The sequence below is a fragment of the Paenibacillus sp. WC2504 genome (assembly GCF_052682475.1).
On record NZ_JBQZFH010000001.1, the window covers coordinates 1341290 to 1357647 of the forward strand.

Sequence of the window (16358 nt, forward strand, 5' to 3'; positions counted from 1 at the left end):
CGAAAGGAGGACTTTCATGAAAATTGCCTTAGTCTGCCCGGATTCTTTGCCGTGTCCACCGATCAAAAGCGGAGCGATTGAGTTATTGATTGATCGCATGGCTCCTTACTTAAGCAGATTGGGTCATTCGGTTACGATTTTTTCGATACAGGATCCTTCGCTCAGCAATGATGAACGGATGAATGGTGTGAGATTCATTCGTTATGACCAATCCACTTATTTCAATGACGTGCTGAGTTACTGTGAAAAGCAACTATTTGACGTAGTTCAATTATTTAATAGACCGAATTGGGTTGAAGAAATGAAGAGCGCAGTTCCGGCTGCCCGCGTTTATTTATCGCTTCACAACTTATTGATCAATCACGAGACCCGTGATCAGGCTGCACTTCACGCTTTTGAGTTAGCCGATCACCTCATTACGGTCAGTAAATTCGTTGCACAGGACATCATCAAAACCATTCCTGCAGTCAGCAGCAAAATCACCACGCTTTATACGGGAGAAGACCCTAAGCGATTTACGCCTCATTTTACCAGAGAAGGTAAAAAGATCGCTGAAAAGCTAAAGGGAGAATTGGGTATCCCTCCTGGCTTCCATGTCGTCCTCTTTGTTGGCAGGCTGCTGCCCAAAAAAGGCTGTCATCATCTAATTAACGCCATGAAGCTCGTCATCAGAAAATATCCCAAAACAGCGCTAGTGATCATTGGTAGCAAGTGGTATGGCGACCGGACCATTAGCACTTATGTCACGAAACTTCGAAAAAGAGCTATGGCTGTGTCCTCTTATATATATTTTACCAATTTTATACCGGTAGACAGGCTTCCCAGCTACTATACGATGAGCGATGTGCTTGTGGTCCCATCCCAATGGCAGGAGCCGCTTGCAAGAGTTCAGTATGAGGCTATGGCAGCCGGCATACCGATCATCAGCTCGAATCGAGGGGGGAATCCTGAGCTTGTTCTAAATGAGAAAAACGGTTATATCATTGATCGTTATACAGACCCAAGAGCTTACGCTCAGGCCATCATCACGTTATTAAGCAACCAAGAGAAACGCATCCGAATAGGACGCGAGAACAGGAAATTGATAACGGATCGTTATAACTTTGAGAAGTATGCGCAACGACTGTCGAATTTATATCAAACCACATGAAACCGTATACGATTGGAGTGAACAGTGTGAGGATTGCTTTGGTTTGTACAGAAATGCTAACCGTTCCTTCTATCCGGGGAGGAGCTATTCAAATTTTCATCGATGGCGTGATTCCCTATTTAAGCGAGAGCCATGAAATAACGGTATTTTGCATAAAAGATAATGACCTTCGTGACCGGGAGGTAGTAAAAGGTGTGACCTATATCCGGGTTGCGAAAAATGATTATCAACTAAATGTTGCCAACGAGTTGAAAAAAATGAGGAGTAGTAATCGGACATTTGATGTTATTCATGTGTTTAACCGTCCCATGTATGTCCCTATCATCAAGCAAGCTATGCCTGAGAGCCGGGTTGTTTTGAGCTGTCATAATGAGATGTTTCGCCAAGAGAAACTGCCGGATGACAAGGGTCGTCAAGTGGTTAAAATAACCCACAACATCATGTCCATCTCCAACTATATTGGAAAAACAATTGTGGATCGTTACCCTGAAGCTGCAAGTAAGGTGAAGACGGTGTACTCTGGCATCAATCTGGAGCAGTACAAACCCATATGGCGGGAAGATGCTCAGGCTGAAAGAAAGGCATTGCGCAAAAAATACGGCGTCGAAAATAAAAAAGTTGTGTTATTCGTTGGACGGCTGTCCGCCAATAAAGGGGCTGATGTTCTGCTGCAGGCCATGCAGCGGGTCGTCAAAAAACATGATGACGCCGTGCTGGTCATTGTCGGAAGCAAATGGTTCAGCGATAACCGTGTAGACGATTATATATCGAATTTGCGAAGGCTTGGCGATTCGCTGGGGAAAGACAGAGTTGTGTTCACGAACTTTGTGCCTCCAAGCAAGATTCCCTCGATTTACTTGCTCGGGGATGTGTTCGTCTGCAGTTCCCAGTGGCAGGAGCCACTTGCTAGAGTGCATTATGAGGCCATGGGGGCGGGCCTCCCGATTATTACGACGAATCGTGGGGGCAATGCCGAGATCATATCGAATCATAAGAACGGAATCGTCATAAGCGCCTATACCGATCCATGGGCATTCGCGAACTCGATCAGCCACATCTTCACGAATCCGTCGAAAGCGGATGAGTTAGGCCGTGCTGGCCGCAAATTTGTGGAAGGCAACTATGGGTTCCAGCACGTTGCCAAGCGATTGCTGGAGCTGTATGTATGAGGGAGCGGTTGCGGGGAGTCGCCGCCTGTTAGGTGCCGCAGGGACCGGCTAGGGAGTGTGGAGCCGGCGGAGACCGAGCGGGTGATCGATGCTGAAGCTGGAGCCAGAGATAGAGCCGGAGCAGGGCCCGAGGCCGGGATTGCGGCCAGCTCGGGGGAACTACAGGGCGCTATTTCTGCGAAATAGGCCCTTTTACACAAGGAAGGGGAACTATGGTCCCTTATTTCAACGGATTGGGCTGGACTTTCGCCCAAATCGTTGAAATAAGTCCCCGTAGTTCCCCAAGAATGTAAAAACGGACCCGAGGGCACAAATAGCGCCCTCAGGTTCCTTTATATGCTGCAAGGTGAGCAGCCACTGATGTGCTGCAGCTAAGGGAGATGGAAAAACTACCGTTAATCTGCGCTGCTCAGTGGCAGGGAACGAAATAACGGTAGAATATTCAGCTAAATCGCCGGTAGGAGTCGAGAATCGGGCATACTTGGCGAAATTAATGCCAGAAAATACAGCTACTTAGGAAAAAGTGGAACATTTGCAGCAAATAGCTGGAGGAATCGGCGTTATCTTACAAGTAGCATATGTAAACGAAGGCCAACCTTGCGGTTGGCCTTTTTGGGGTTCAAGACGGTTGCGGGCGACTGCGAGACGGCAGCGAAGAGTGGCATGGGGCGGTGCATAGTTGGTCGCCCGCTCTGCGCCCCCGCCACCGCCACCAGCGGCTGCAAATCAAGCCGCTAAGCCAGCGACTCCTCTTCCAGCCACTGCACGAAGCGCTCAATGCCAACCTCCAAGCTCGTCGATGGCGTGTAGCCCAATAGTGTGTGCGCTTTCTCAAAGTTGGCCCATGTTCGTGGGACATCGCCGATCTGCATCGGCTTCCAGTGGATGATTGCCTTCTTGTTCATCGCATTCTCCAACGCGGTGACAAGGTCCAACAAACTGGTCGGGTGGTCGTTCCCGAGGTTAAACACTTCGTAACCGGGATGGTCGAAATCGATGGATTTACGAATCCCCGCAACGATATCGGCTACATACGTATAATCGCGACTGGTCGTGCCGTCTCCGAACAGGGAGAGGGGTTCACCTTTTGCGATTTTTTTGGCGAACAGATGAATGGCCAAATCCGGTCGCTGACGGGGACCGAATACCGTGAAGAAGCGCAGAGCGACAATCGGCAAGCCGAAACAATGGCTGTAGCTGCGGCACAGCGCTTCGCCTGAAGCTTTGGTGGCGCCGTATGGCGAGGCGATGAGCAGGGTAGGGTCCGTCTCCGAGAACGGCACCTTGTCATTCAAGCCGTACACCGAACTGGACGATCCAAAAACAAACTTGGAAACGCCGTATTTGACGGCAGCATCCAGCAGATTGACCGTGCCCGCAAGATTGACATCGACGTAGGTGCTCGGGATTTCGAGGGATGGCCGGACCCCGGCTTTGGCGGCCAAATGGACGACGGCGTCCGGTTTCCAAGCACTGAATATGCGGTCCATGCCGGCTCTGTCTCGTATGTCGGCTTCGATTAGTTCATATCTAGGTGAACGCAAGTGATTTTGAATGTTGTTCTCTTTCACTTTGCGCTCATAGTAGTCGTCAAAGTTATCGATCACAAGCACTTCGTAGTTATCGTCCAAGAGAAGAGAGTCCACCAGGTGGCTTCCGATGAATCCCGCCCCCCCGGTAACCAGAATTTTTTGTTTCATCATGGTTTCCTCCTTGGCTGCTTGATCATAATGCGCTTATCCAAGCGCGGACAGAATCGTCTTTGACGGGATGAGCAAACATGATTTCCGACTTCTGTGAAGCCGCTTGAATTTCTTGCAAGGATATATTCGGCCGATAGCGGAAGCACTGCCTGATTTTGCTAGGATATTCTTGGCACCTGGCTCCGCACTGCATGGCTAACGTCATGTACAGGATTTCTCCCAACGCAAAAACATCCGTTTTGGCGAGAATTTGCTCGAATAGCGGTTTGTTCACTCTGGCCAGCATCTTCTTCACAAGTCTATGCCGATAAACCTGCATCGGGTTAAACGTGCCGTAGAAGTGATTGCTTTGGAAAAACGGCTGCCAAAGACCCCACTCCTTCCACATGCCGAGTGCAGTTGTCCAATTGCTTTTGTGAGGCGTCGTTTCTGTTTTGAGGGCCTCTACTAAACAATCGTAGTCCTCCATGTGATTGCTCAGGAACGACTCAAATCCGCCGTGAATGAACATCACATCATATTCGGTGTACACCAAATACTCGTAGGGAATTCGGGTATCTTCCAGCCATCTCATGACGTCGTAGAAGAATCTTCCGGTCCGTCCTCTGCGCAGGGGTCTGCTGTAAGGACAGTAGAGGATGTGTTCGCTCTGGCATACCTCTTTGCCGAAATTCCTGTCGGTGCCGCCATTATAAAGCACGATAAAAGCATTCGGGTTATACTTCCGAAGGTTTCTAATTTGTTGGCGAAGCGCAGGTTCGTTCTCGTGGGCTAATAGAGCGAAACAAATCATGCGGCTTCCTCCTTTATTTTTTAAGGTTGAAAATCCAATCGCGAACCTCAGCGTCCTTGACCGGATGGACGAACATGACCTCGGACTTCTGACTGGCCTCTTTGGCGTCGTCCAGACGAATGCGATGGTACACGCGGAGGTAATCTACACTCGGTTTAGGGTAAGCCTTTAAGCGTCCACCGCATTTTTTGGCTAGCGTAATATAGAGCATCTCTCCTAAGGCGTATACATTCGTAGCGTTAAAAAGCTCTTCCAGCATAGGCGTATCGATGATAGCCAACATCCGTTTCAGGATGGAATGCCTATACACTTGCATCGGATTAAAAGTCCCATAGAAATCGTCCGTCTGGAAGAACGGCTTCCAGCGATGCCATTCCTTCCACATCGTTTTGCCGGGAATCCACCAATTGCGCTTACGGTCTTTCTCGTGGCGGATTAATTTCACAAGAGCGTCGTGGTCCCTAAGTTCATTCTCGACCATGCGTTCAAATCCGTGATTGACGAACATCACATCATATTCGGTGTAGACTAAGTAGTCGTAGTTGACGTTCTTCTCCTCTAACCATCTCATGACATCATAGTAGAAACGTCCCGTCTTCCCCTTCTGCAATGGCCTGCTGTACGGGCAGTACATGACTTTCATTTTTTTGCAAAGGGCTTTGCCGAAATTTGCATCCGGTCCGCCGTTGTACAAAACAATGAGTACGTTATTCGGGTTATATCTGCGAATGTTACGGATCTGTTTGTAGAGGGCGTTTTCATCAGCATGCGCTAACAGTGCAAAACAGAGCATGTTCCAGCCTCCTAGGGTTGATTAAAAATCCAATCACGCACTTCGGCGTCTTTCACGGGATGAACGAACATAACGTCAGACCGGCTTTTGGCCTCTTTAATTTCTTTCCGTGTAATGGCGGGTCGGAATCTTAGAAACCGTTTGGTATTATCCCCGTAAATTTTGCATTTGCCGCCGTATTTTTTGGCTAATGTAATGTATAACATTTCACCCAGACAAGGAATGTTCGACGTATCAAACAGATGCTCCAGGCGCTTCTTATTCAGCCCTCCAAGCATCTTCTTAATGATGCCATGACGGAAGACGGACATTGGAGAGGAGGTGCGGTAGAAGGCATCGGACTCGAATATCGACTTCCACCGTTCCCAGTCCTTCCACATGTCTCTGGCAGGAGGCCACGAGGCATTCTTCGGATCGACTTCTTTGCGAAGTATTTTAACCAGGCAGTCGTAGCCTTCCATTTTACTTAACAAGTACTCGCGAAACCCTGAATTGACAAACATGATGTCATACTCCAAATAAACCAGGTACTCATAGGCTATTTTTTTATCCTCAAGAAACCTCATGACATCATAGAAAAACCGGCCGCTGGTACGCTGCTTTAAAGGACGGCTGTAAGGACAGTACAGGACATTTTCGTCCTCACATACCTTTTTACCGAAATTCGTATCCTGACCGCCGTTGTAGAAGATGATTTGGACATCCTGGGGATTATATTTCCGAATATTTCGAATTTGATTACGCAATGCTTGTTCATTCTCGTGAGCTAATAAAGCCATACAAATCATGAATGCAGCCTCCTCTGCCTATACGCTTATTTCTGAATCTCATTATGGAAAAGCGTTAACGCACGAGCTACGGCCTGATCCATATTGTAGTATTTGTAATCAGCCAATCTTCCCGCAAACAGCACGGTATCCTTGATTTTGTCGGCTTCCGCTTGATACAGCTTGTAGAGGTCTTTGTTTTCATCGCGCGGAATCGGGTAGTAAGGTTCATTTTTACCTATGGTATAGGTTTCAGGGTACACGTAAGAAATGGTTGTTTTGGGAGATTGCTGTCCCGTGAGATGCTTCTGCTCCAGAACCCTTGTGTAGTCGTATTCATGCGGGTAGTTGACCGTCCCGACTTCCTGATGATACTCGGTATCCAACGTGTCGAATTCAAAGCGCATGCTGCGGTACGGAAGCTGACCGTGCATATAGTTGAAGTACTCATCAATCGGACCTGTATAGATCATTCGTTTGTACGTTATTTCGCCGATGAGCTCTTTGTAGTCGGTATTCAGGAGGGTTTTAATATTAGGATGATTGAGCATTTTGTTGAACATAGGCGTATAGCCGTGTTTGGGGAGTCCTTGATAGGTGTCCTGAAAATAGCGATTATCCCGTGAGATGTAGACAGGGACTCTTGCGGTCACAGACGGTGCAAGTTGTTCCGGATCTAACTCCCAGTGCTTCAGCGTGTATTTGTAGAATACGTTTTGATAAATAAAATCGGCCAAGTCGCTTAATTCTCCGCTTGCGCTTTGGCGAAGCTTCAAGATCGGCACTTTGACGCCATAACCAAAGTGGTCAATCAGCAGCGCTTCCAGCTTTTCTGCATATTTGGGAGGGAACAAGGCGTAGATGGAGTTGAGATTAAAAGGGACAGGCACCTTCTTGCCGTCAATCACCACGCGCACTTCATGAAAGTAAGGACGCCACGGGGTGAACATGGAGAGGTAATTCCAGACCATACTCGAGTTCGTATGGAAGGTATGGGAGCCGTACTTATGAATTAGTATGCCGTGTTCGTCATAACAGTCATAGGAGTTACCGCCAATATGATCTCTTTTGTCGACAATCAAGACCTTCTCTCCCCGTTGGGAGGCAATTCGCTCTGCCAGCGTTGCGCCTGTAAAGCCTGCGCCAATGATTAACCAATCTGTTTTCATTACTCGACCTCCTGAACGTTGGGCTGTGCCGCTAGTCTAGCTTCCAATTGGTTTTTTTCGCATATTTGAGATACTCATCTTTAAACTTGGGATTATGCCAGCTGTTCCACGGTTTTTTATCCGTTGTGTAATGAATGATGGCCGGATTGAAACGCTGATGATGGGAACGGTGCACTTGATAATTCCACTTGGGGTCGAGCTTCAGCCACTTCTCGTGCAGAACGGCGTTTAAAGCATCCTGATCCATGAATTTAAGCTTCTCCGGATTTTTTCTCATATAATGTAGAACTTTCTCCGAGGTTTGGTTATCACGCCATTTTTTCAAATTCAGGAGCAGCACGCCTGCGTTAAAATATCCATATTTTTCAGGAATGGAAAGTTCCTCGAAACGAAGCACTTTACCGGGGATGGGCACAGCGCCGAGATGATACTTATCAATGTTGACATCCCACAGGTTGGTAATATCCTCTTTCACAATGAGATCACAGTCCAGATAAAGCGCTTTGCGGACGTCCTTCGGCAAGAGGGCTGGAATCGCAATCCGATAGTAGGTTTCTTTACTCAAATGATAACGAACGACGACATCTTGAAAGAGAGAGTCCTCTACCGTTAAAAAAGAAAGCTCCACTTGGAAGGATTTCAAGGCATTATGAAGCTTCTGCTTGTTTTCGTTAGATATTTTGCCGTCGATCACGTAGAGGGAGAGGGGCCGATTCGTTGATTTATTTTCGAATAAGGAAGTAAGCATCACTGCCAAATGCTTCACGTACTTGTCATTGGTAGCCACGACGATATGGATTCTTTCCAAGCGTAATCCTCCTTCGTACACATTGGTTTTTACCCGTCTAGATATTTGTATTACCGGAGGGAAAGGGTGGTTTGTACGTTTGTCCCGAAAAGCAGAATAAAGCTTGCTCAAGTAGGTAATAGTTGATTTTTCCAAGGGGTTAGTTATCCGTCCGAGTTTGTAATAAGACAAGGCGCATACACTTTAAGATGACAGTGATTAATGTCTACCCGCATTTGCGGTTAGCGTCAATGAACTCTACACAACAAGGGAGAGCGGCCATGAAGATTTGCATGATTGGAACTGGTTATGTAGGACTCGTGGTTGGGGCATGTTTGGCGGAAATGGGGCATGAAGTGATTTGCGTGGATAATAATCCCGCCAAAATATCCGCATTGCTGAACGGACAATTGCCCATTTACGAACCTGGATTGGAACGGCTGGTTGAACGAAATGTGCTAGAGAGTCGGTTAAGCTTTTCGTTGGATATTAGCGAATCTGTGGCACAAAGCCAATTCATTTTCATCGCTGTAGGAACCCCGCCGGCTGAAGACGGATCTGCCGATCTTACTTATGTGATGAAGGCCGTAGAGCAGATTGGTGCAAGTATTCGAGATTATGCCATTGTGATTACGAAATCAACGGTTCCTATCGGCAGCAGCGAGCGCATACGAGGCATCATTGAAAAGCAGTTAAAGAACCGAGGGCTCACGGACTTGGAATTCGATATTGTTTCGAATCCGGAATTTTTAAGAGAAGGCGCTGCCGTCAATGATTTCTTGAACCCTAACCGAATTGTTGTCGGGAGCAGCAACCCCAGAGCACTGGCCTATATGGAGAAGCTTTATTTGCCGCTTACGAGCAAGGGATTTCCTATCGTTCACATGGATATTGCCTCTGCTGAGCTTGCCAAATATGCTTCCAACGCGATGTTGGCCACACGGATAAGTTTTATGAATGAAATGGCTGGAATCTGTGAAGCTGTCGGTGCCGATATTGAACGGGTTCGTCAAGGGATGGAGCTCGATCATCGAATTGGCAGTTACTTTTTATCAGCTGGGGTCGGTTATGGCGGCTCTTGTTTCCCTAAGGATGTACGGGCTATTATCCAAAGCGCTACGGAGCGGAATATTCCAACGCATATCTTAGAAGCTGTCGATAAAGTGAACCATAAGCAGAAGAAAAAGTTGTTTGAGATGGTTGTAGGCCATTTCGGGGAAGATTTGAAGGGACTTAGACTGGCCGTGTGGGGATTATCCTTTAAACCGGAAACCGACGATATTCGGGAAGCGCCGTCCATTGAGACCATCGAACAGTTAAGGAAACGCGGAGTTCAGATTCAAGTTCATGACCCGGTTGCCTTGCAGAATGCGTACCAGGCTTTAGGCGAAGAGAATATTACGTATTTCACAGGGCTCTATCAAGCTCTTATGGATGCGGATGCGCTGTTGATATTTACAGAGTGGAAGCAGTATCGGTCGGCGGACCTGGGCCGTATCAAGAGCTTGCTGAAGCAGCCGGTACTTTTTGACGGAAGGAACTTATTTAATCCCTACATGATGAAAGAAGAAGGATTCGTCTATCAAAGCATCGGTAGGATGAAGTGATCGTTCATCCTATCCCAATCCACACAGAAGGATGATGATCATTATGAAAGTTCGGAAAGCAATAATTCCTGCAGCAGGTCTGGGCACCCGGTTCTTGCCGGCAACCAAAGCGATGCCAAAAGAATTGCTGCCGATCATTGATAAACCTACGATTCAATTTATTGTGGAGGAAGCGGTTGCTTCAGGCATCGAGGATATCATCATTGTGACGGGAAAAGGCAAACGTGCGCTGGAGGACCACTTCGACAACGCTTTTGAGCTGGAGTACCATTTGCAGCAAAAAGGGAAGTTGAGGATGCTGGAAAAGGTGCAGGAGCCGGCGCAACTGATCGATATCCACTACATTCGCCAAAAAGAGCCGAAAGGCTTGGGCCACGCCATCTGGTGTGCCAGAAAGTTTATTAATGATGAGCCGTTTGCCGTTCTGCTTGGCGATACATTTGTACAGTCCGATGTTCCCTGCTTGAAACAGATGATGGATTATTTCGATAGGTACAAAACATCGATTATCGGTGTGCAGCCTGTGAATCCCAAGGATGTTTCGAGCTACGGCATCATTGATGCCCAGCTGTTGTTTGACCGCTTTTATAATATTACGAAGCTTGTGGAGAAGCCGAAGCCTCAGGAGGCTCCGTCTAATCTTGCCATGATTGGCCGATATATTTTGACGCCCGCTATTTTCGACATCTTGGAGGGGCAGGAGCCGGGTGTCGGGCAAGAAATACAGCTGACCGATGCGATCTCGAAGCTGAATGAGCAAGAGGCGGTTCACGCTTGTGAGATTAACGGCGTCTGGCATGACGTTGGCGATCATCTGGGTTATGTGAAAGCGATTCTTGATATCGCGGTGCAGCGGGAAGATTTGAGACAGCCTATTTTGGACTATATCAGGTTTATCGAAAGGAAATAACGATTGGGTTAAAAAGGAGCGAGCGAAATGACGCGATTCGAAGTCAAAGGTGACAAGAGGTTTCTTGTAATCGGCAGAGTGGGCGATACCTCTATCCATCAGCAATGGCTGCAGCCTGCGGAGTATAAAAACTTCGATCTTTGTCTTAGTTATTTCGGAAGTACGCCACAAAGGTATGTGAATGATTGTGACTTCTATCATGAAGTCCCAGGGTTAAAATGGCCTACGGTGAAGGATACGATTGAAGCCTTTGGAGATGGAATCTATCACTATGATGCCATCTGGATGCCGGATGATGATATAAGCGCAAATGCTTATGACATTAATCGCATGTTTAAGATTTTCATGGAGCAGGGTCTGGAGTTGGCACAGCCGAGTTTAACACTAGACTCCTACTATGGACATGGAATCACGCTGCAAAATAGCAACTACTATTTACGATATTCCCAGTTTATTGAACCTATGGTTCCACTCTACACGAGAGAAACTTTCCAAAAGCTTTTGCCTACGTTTGAAAAAAGTGAGTCGGGCTGGGGCCTCGATTTCGTTTGGCCTAAGGTCCTGGGGTATCCGCATCAAAAATTAGCCATTATCGATGAGGTCGCTGTCAAACATACAAGACGTGTCGGTGGCGGCGAGCTCTATAAAAATATCTCAGGCTCCCAATGGGACGATTTGTATCGAGTTACAGCCGAATATGATGCAGCTATTAACTTTCGGATGACCCATTATGGCGGCAAACCGAAGGGCAAACGCGTCATGTTTGCGCTGTTGGCTCACAAAGATGAGCATGTTCTTGCCGCACAAATTGAAAATATTCGTAAATTCAACCCGGAAGCGGGCATTGTCCTGTATAACGGAGGCGAAGACAGCCAATTCGGGAAAGGCATGAATGCTGCCATCTGCGAGTACAGCCGCCACTTGACCTGGGGGCATCTGGCGCCTTTTCTATGGGACGTAATGAAATGGCTTGATGAGCATAAGGTGAACTACGAATATTTGGTGAATCTTGACGATGATATGCTCTTCGTGAAGCCTGGCTTCGAGGCTTATCTGGATCAAACAATGCGAGGCTACGATTGTATGGGCTGGGATATGCAAACCTGTCGCAGCGTACATGATGCAGACAACATGAATAAGCAATCGATGTGGGAAGAATGGGGGCGTTGGGGCTCCTTGTTCCAGACAGATCACTTCGTCCGCTACTTTAATCCTACGCAGGTTTACCGGCGTGGCATTGTGAAGAAGATGCTGAAAGCAGCGGATGTCTCGTTGGTTGATCAGTGGCTCTCCGAGAGTCAAGTTGTGGCCTTGGAAGAGTTTTTCTTTGTCACATTCGCTGCCTCATTGGGTGGGAAATGTCGTGAGTTTCCACGGGACCAGCGATTGAATGTGATGCGGCATGAGCATGAAATTGAGCAGAATGAAGCGCACGCCGCCATGCATCATTACATGTATCATACGATCCATCCTGTCAAAGGAGATCGGCTCCTTCACCTGCACAATCAGCTAATGGCCGGGGATATTCCTTATGTGGATCCGAATCCGCCACAGCCACAGCCACAGCCGCAACCGGAGCCGAGTCCTGATGTGCAAGTAAGGCGTCCTTTGGTACGAAGGAAACGCGTTGTGCTGAAGAAAAGGCTGCTTGCAAGGAAAAAGCCGATGTTGAAAAAAGCAGTGGGCAAGAGAAAGAGAGTGCTTAACCATAAAAAACCGCTTCTGAAGAAAAGAGTGAAGACGGTTAAAGCGGTTAAGACAGTGAAGACAGTTAAAACAATTAAAACAATTAGAACAATTAAACCGGTGAAGGCAGTCATTCCTAAGAAGCCCCAAAGTGGGAAGAAGCGTATTCAGCCTAAAGTAGGCATGAAGACACTTTCGGCTCCAGGAGGAGGTTGGGCTAAGCCCCAGTCGACGGTATGGAGCAAGTTTGGCAAGAAGGTGGGCGCGTAAAAGGCGCGTAAATTTAACCATGTGGAGTAATCATGAGGATTAAAACCTCCACGAAGAATCACTGATTGGAGTGGTAAAGATGAAGATTGCATTTATTTGCACTGAAATGCTTACCGTTCCGCCTATTAGGGGGGGCGCCATTCAAATTTTAATCAATGGCGTCACCCCGTATATTGGCAGTAGGCATGATCTCACGATTTTCTGCATTACAGACCCCGATCTCCCCAATCGGGAAGTGGTTGACGGAGTCAAATATATACGGATTCCGCGCGAGGATTATGTGAACGGCGTTGCCAAGGAGCTGTCCAGGCAGCGCGCCGGCAACCAAAAGTATGATGTGATCCACGTGTTTAACCGTCCGAAAAATGTGCCTACGTATAAAGCAGCCATGCCGAATGCCCGGTTTGTCGTCAGCTGCCATAATGAGATGTTCCGAGAAGGAAAGATCACACCGGAAGTGGGTCGTTCCGTGATCAAAATGGTTCATAAAATTATGTCGATTTCCAATTATATCGGCCAAACGATTATCAGCCGTTTCCCTTCAGCCAAGGGAAAAGTGAAGACGGTATACTCAGGAATCAACTTGCAGCATTATAAACCGATCTGGACACCTGAAGCGCAGGAGCTTCGGAAGGAACTTCGCCAAAAGTATGGCGTAGACAATAAAAAGGTCATTCTATTCGTAGGGCGATTAAGCAAAACGAAAGGTCCCGACGTGCTAATCAAAGCTGTTGAGCAGGTAAGCAGCATCCGGAAAGATGTCGTGCTTGTTATCATCGGAAGCAAATGGTTCCATAATGAGCAGTTGGATGAATACGGAGCAAGCCTTCGCCAACTGGCCAAATCGCTTGGGGACCGTGTTATCTTTACAGGTTTTGTTCCACCAAGCGAGATTCCCGTCCACTATTTGCTAGGAGATATTTTCGTTTGTTCTTCCCAGTGGCAGGAGCCTCTGGCGAGAGTTCATTTTGAAGCGATGGGCGCGGGACTTCCGATCATTACAACCAATCGCGGAGGGAATGCAGAAATTATCAAACCCAATGCTAATGGTATTGTGATCGAAGATTACAGCAATCCTGGGGCATTCGAAAAGGCGATTACGTTTCTGCTATCTAATCCTGACGAAGCGCTGCGTTTAGGAAAAGCAGGCAGAGCGGTTGTAGAGAGCAACTTTGGCTTCGAGCATGCGGCTAAGCGGCTTGAAAACTTATACGCCCCAGATAAAAGCAAATGAGCTTAAAGCTTGAGGCCATACATCTACGGAGGTGTCAGCATGGATACTACTTTTTCGGATGTAGTGAAGAAGGTTATGACGCACTATCCTTTGAAAGTGAAAAATATTTATCTCTTATCCTTTAAAGGGAAAAAAGCAGTCTGGTCCATCCAAACCGACATGGGTGAATGGATTATGAAAAAGGTTCCATTCGATGAAACCCATATTGATTTCATGCTCCATGCCATTGCCTATCTCAAAAATAATGGCGTTAACACGCCTGGTGTGCTCAAAACCAGTTCTGGCGAAGGTTATGTGAAGTTAAATGGGGAATATTTCGTCGTTTTTGAAACCGTATACGGACGCTCACCGGAATATAACAATGATGGTGATTTAGCGCTCATGCTAAAAGGAATGGCAGCCTTTCATAAAGCATCAAGAGGGATCGAATCTCCCAATGGTTTCTACCCTTCCTACCTGTTGACGAAATGGAAGTCGGATTTGCAGACAAGAATGGAACGCCTGAAAGCCTGGAAAGAGCAGCGCCAGCAGGTTAAAAATAAAAATGAGTTTGACCGTGTCTTTCTAGCGAATGTGGATACCTTCCTGCAGCAAGCGCAAGCAGCGCTTACGACGTTGAATCAGCCGTATTTCGAACAGTGGGTGAAGGAAACGGAGAGGACCAAAACATTGTGCCATCAAGACTTTGCAGCGGGTAATTTGGTTGTAGGCAAAGATGGTAAACTTTATGTCTACGACATGGATTCCTTGACGGTAGATCTGCCTGTTCGCGATATGAGGAAAATATTAAACAAGGTCATGAAGAAAGATGCCAACTGGAACCTCCCGATGATGCTCAAAATGATGAAGTTTTACCAGCAAGTCAATCCTTTAACGAAAGAACAATATCTGATTCTGGCAGCAGATATTCAGTTTCCCCATTTATTTTACGGACAAGTGTCCAAATATTATGAAAATCGCGAGGACCAATGGACGGTTGACAAACATATCGTCCGTTTGAAAGATATGATCAGTACCGAGCTGAGCAAAAATGCGGTTCTGAAATCGTTCCTCGCACGTCTGGATGAGGTGGTTAAACGTGATTCCTAGTCAGGAAGAACTCCATTTGGGGAAACGTCTCATGGCACAAAGTTATCCACAGATAGCCATAAAAAACATCCAGGTTATTCAAAGCGGAGGCATCAAAACGATTTGGAAGCTGGAGACATCTGTAGGAACGGTTTGCCTGAAGCGGATACGAAAGTCCATTCCGATCGTCAAATTCACGACAGCAGCTCAGGCGTATCTTTACCAAAAAGGAGCCCATGTTGCAGGGATTATTCCAACGAAGGATGGCCAGCTTTATTTTGTCCATGAAGGTTATGCGTTGGTTCTCTATGCTTGGGTTGAGGGAAGCGACTTGGAAATGGATCGGGTTCCGGAGCATCTCTATACGGGGTTAAAGGGTCTCGCTCAATTCCATAAGGATACCGTAGGATTTATCCCTCCTGATGACTGTGAGGTCTATAACCGGATGGGGGTATGGCCGAGTCATTTTAGCGGGATGTGCGAAGAGCTCAAGCAGTGGAAAGAACAAGCCAAGCAAGGAAAAACGCTTTTTCATCAGTCCTATATGAAGACTGGCGATGCGATGATTCAGATGGCAAGCCATGCCATCAAGCTGCTGGAAGCGTCCTGCTATGCGGACTGGGTGGCTGACATCGGCAAACACGGTTACATGTGCCACCAGGATTACGGCAAGGGCAACGCGATCCAAACGGATCGAGGCGTGTGTGTGCTGGACTTGGATAATCTGACGTATGACATTCCATTGCGTGATATCCGGAAGCTCCTGACCAAACGCATGGAAGAGCTGGGACGCTGGGATGCCGATGAGCTGAAACGGTGCATGAGCTATTATGAAGCTGTTCTTCCATTCACGCCTGAGCAAATGCAGGTGCTTTATATTGATTTGCTGTTTCCGCATAAGCATTACGGCTATGTCAAAACGCCTTTCAAAAAAGGCGAACCAGGAGACGAGAAAAAGCTGAACAAGATTGTGTTATTTGAAATGGAGAAGCTGCCTGTTCTTAAGAAACTCATCAAGGGATTTTAAGGGGGATCAATATGAGGTCAGAAGAGGAATTCGTCGGCCGGGGCTTGCAGTTTGCTGAACTGCTAAGAAAAATTGCGGATCAAATAACAGCAGATAATCTCGTTATTCGAGGTAAACAAATCACCTTGCCGAATGTTGATATGGAATTTAAAGTGAGTCATAAGAGCGATTTGGGTGCAAATAAATTGACAATCGGGATTGAATGGGTGGACAAATAGATAAGAG

At 47.1% G+C, this 16358-nt stretch carries 15 protein-coding genes; 9 read left to right on the top strand and 6 right to left on the bottom strand.

The genetic code is table 11. The features are described from left to right. The first annotated feature begins 16 nt into the window (after positions 1 to 16). Entirely contained in the window at positions 17 to 1150 is a 1134-nt protein-coding gene (locus tag ACUN27_RS06075; protein WP_315953709.1) for a glycosyltransferase family 4 protein, read from the top strand. Positions 1151 to 1176: 26 nt separating this feature from the next. Continuing rightward, positions 1177 to 2319: a glycosyltransferase family 4 protein gene (locus tag ACUN27_RS06080; RefSeq protein WP_315953708.1), complete on the top strand. Its 1143-nt coding sequence runs from the start codon at positions 1177 to 1179 to the stop codon at positions 2317 to 2319. A 734-nt stretch (positions 2320 to 3053) separates the two neighbouring features. Here ACUN27_RS06080 and ACUN27_RS06085 read toward each other — a convergent pair. The 6 genes from ACUN27_RS06085 to ACUN27_RS06110 are packed head-to-tail and all read right to left on the bottom strand — an operon-like array spanning position 3054 to position 8352. Further along, complete coding sequence (locus ACUN27_RS06085; RefSeq protein WP_445558570.1) at positions 3054 to 4022, bottom strand: GDP-mannose 4,6-dehydratase; 969 nt, start codon at positions 4020 to 4022, stop codon at positions 3054 to 3056. A 22-nt stretch (positions 4023 to 4044) separates the two neighbouring features. Further along, on the bottom strand, positions 4045 to 4815 hold the full coding sequence (locus tag ACUN27_RS06090) for a hypothetical protein (protein ID WP_315953705.1): 771 nt from the start codon (positions 4813 to 4815) through the stop codon (positions 4045 to 4047). Positions 4816 to 4828: 13 nt separating this feature from the next. Then, a complete protein-coding gene (locus ACUN27_RS06095) occupies positions 4829 to 5608 on the bottom strand; it encodes a hypothetical protein (RefSeq protein ID WP_326061675.1) in 780 nt (259 codons plus the stop codon). A gap of 11 nt (positions 5609 to 5619) precedes the next feature. Then, entirely contained in the window at positions 5620 to 6396 is a 777-nt protein-coding gene (locus ACUN27_RS06100) for a hypothetical protein (protein ID WP_315953703.1), read from the bottom strand. Positions 6397 to 6422: 26 nt separating this feature from the next. Continuing rightward, complete coding sequence (glf, locus tag ACUN27_RS06105) at positions 6423 to 7544, bottom strand: UDP-galactopyranose mutase (RefSeq protein ID WP_315953702.1); 1122 nt, start codon at positions 7542 to 7544, stop codon at positions 6423 to 6425. Between the two features lie 31 nt (positions 7545 to 7575). Beyond that, positions 7576 to 8352: a glycosyltransferase family 8 protein gene (locus tag ACUN27_RS06110; RefSeq protein ID WP_315953701.1), complete on the bottom strand. Its 777-nt coding sequence runs from the start codon at positions 8350 to 8352 to the stop codon at positions 7576 to 7578. A gap of 260 nt (positions 8353 to 8612) precedes the next feature. On the opposite strand from ACUN27_RS06110, the gene ACUN27_RS06115 reads away from it, so the two are divergent. The 7 genes from ACUN27_RS06115 (at position 8613) to ACUN27_RS06145 (ending at position 16351) form a co-directional block, all read left to right on the top strand. Then, on the top strand, positions 8613 to 9938 hold the full coding sequence (locus ACUN27_RS06115; protein WP_315953700.1) for a UDP-glucose dehydrogenase family protein: 1326 nt from the start codon (positions 8613 to 8615) through the stop codon (positions 9936 to 9938). A gap of 43 nt (positions 9939 to 9981) precedes the next feature. Beyond that, entirely contained in the window at positions 9982 to 10848 is an 867-nt protein-coding gene (gene galU, locus ACUN27_RS06120) for a UTP--glucose-1-phosphate uridylyltransferase GalU (RefSeq protein WP_315953699.1), read from the top strand. A 27-nt stretch (positions 10849 to 10875) separates the two neighbouring features. Beyond that, positions 10876 to 12804 (top strand): hypothetical protein, encoded by a 1929-nt coding sequence (locus ACUN27_RS06125; RefSeq protein ID WP_445558571.1) that lies wholly within the window; start codon positions 10876 to 10878, stop codon positions 12802 to 12804. A gap of 79 nt (positions 12805 to 12883) precedes the next feature. Beyond that, on the top strand, positions 12884 to 14038 hold the full coding sequence (locus tag ACUN27_RS06130; protein ID WP_445558572.1) for a glycosyltransferase family 4 protein: 1155 nt from the start codon (positions 12884 to 12886) through the stop codon (positions 14036 to 14038). Between the two features lie 39 nt (positions 14039 to 14077). After that, the gene (locus tag ACUN27_RS06135; protein WP_315953696.1) at positions 14078 to 15127 is read left to right on the top strand and encodes a CotS family spore coat protein; all 1050 of its coding nucleotides are present in this window, start codon (positions 14078 to 14080) and stop codon (positions 15125 to 15127) included. 31 nt (positions 15128 to 15158) lie between these two features. Next, entirely contained in the window at positions 15159 to 16133 is a 975-nt protein-coding gene (locus ACUN27_RS06140) for a CotS family spore coat protein (protein ID WP_315953695.1), read from the top strand. An 11-nt stretch (positions 16134 to 16144) separates the two neighbouring features. Further along, positions 16145 to 16351 (top strand): hypothetical protein, encoded by a 207-nt coding sequence (locus ACUN27_RS06145; protein ID WP_315953694.1) that lies wholly within the window; start codon positions 16145 to 16147, stop codon positions 16349 to 16351. The last annotated feature ends 7 nt before the right edge of the window (positions 16352 to 16358 follow it).

Bases quoted from the DNA above. Each gene is read 5' to 3' on its own strand.
- ACUN27_RS06075 (WP_315953709.1), top strand. From the start codon at position 17: ATGAAAATTGCCTTAGTCTGCCCGGATTCTTTGCCGTGTCCACCGATC.
- ACUN27_RS06085 (WP_445558570.1), bottom strand. From the start codon at position 4,022: ATGATGAAACAAAAAATTCTGGTTACCGGGGGGGCGGGATTCATCGGA.
- ACUN27_RS06090 (WP_315953705.1), bottom strand. From the start codon at position 4,815: ATGATTTGTTTCGCTCTATTAGCCCACGAGAACGAACCTGCGCTTCGC.
- ACUN27_RS06095 (WP_326061675.1), bottom strand. From the start codon at position 5,608: ATGCTCTGTTTTGCACTGTTAGCGCATGCTGATGAAAACGCCCTCTAC.
- ACUN27_RS06100 (WP_315953703.1), bottom strand. From the start codon at position 6,396: ATGATTTGTATGGCTTTATTAGCTCACGAGAATGAACAAGCATTGCGT.
- glf (WP_315953702.1), bottom strand. From the start codon at position 7,544: ATGAAAACAGATTGGTTAATCATTGGCGCAGGCTTTACAGGCGCAACG.
- ACUN27_RS06115 (WP_315953700.1), top strand. From the start codon at position 8,613: ATGAAGATTTGCATGATTGGAACTGGTTATGTAGGACTCGTGGTTGGG.
- galU (WP_315953699.1), top strand. From the start codon at position 9,982: ATGAAAGTTCGGAAAGCAATAATTCCTGCAGCAGGTCTGGGCACCCGG.
- ACUN27_RS06125 (WP_445558571.1), top strand. From the start codon at position 10,876: ATGACGCGATTCGAAGTCAAAGGTGACAAGAGGTTTCTTGTAATCGGC.
- ACUN27_RS06130 (WP_445558572.1), top strand. From the start codon at position 12,884: ATGAAGATTGCATTTATTTGCACTGAAATGCTTACCGTTCCGCCTATT.
- ACUN27_RS06135 (WP_315953696.1), top strand. From the start codon at position 14,078: ATGGATACTACTTTTTCGGATGTAGTGAAGAAGGTTATGACGCACTAT.
- ACUN27_RS06140 (WP_315953695.1), top strand. From the start codon at position 15,159: ATGGCACAAAGTTATCCACAGATAGCCATAAAAAACATCCAGGTTATT.
- ACUN27_RS06145 (WP_315953694.1), top strand. From the start codon at position 16,145: ATGAGGTCAGAAGAGGAATTCGTCGGCCGGGGCTTGCAGTTTGCTGAA.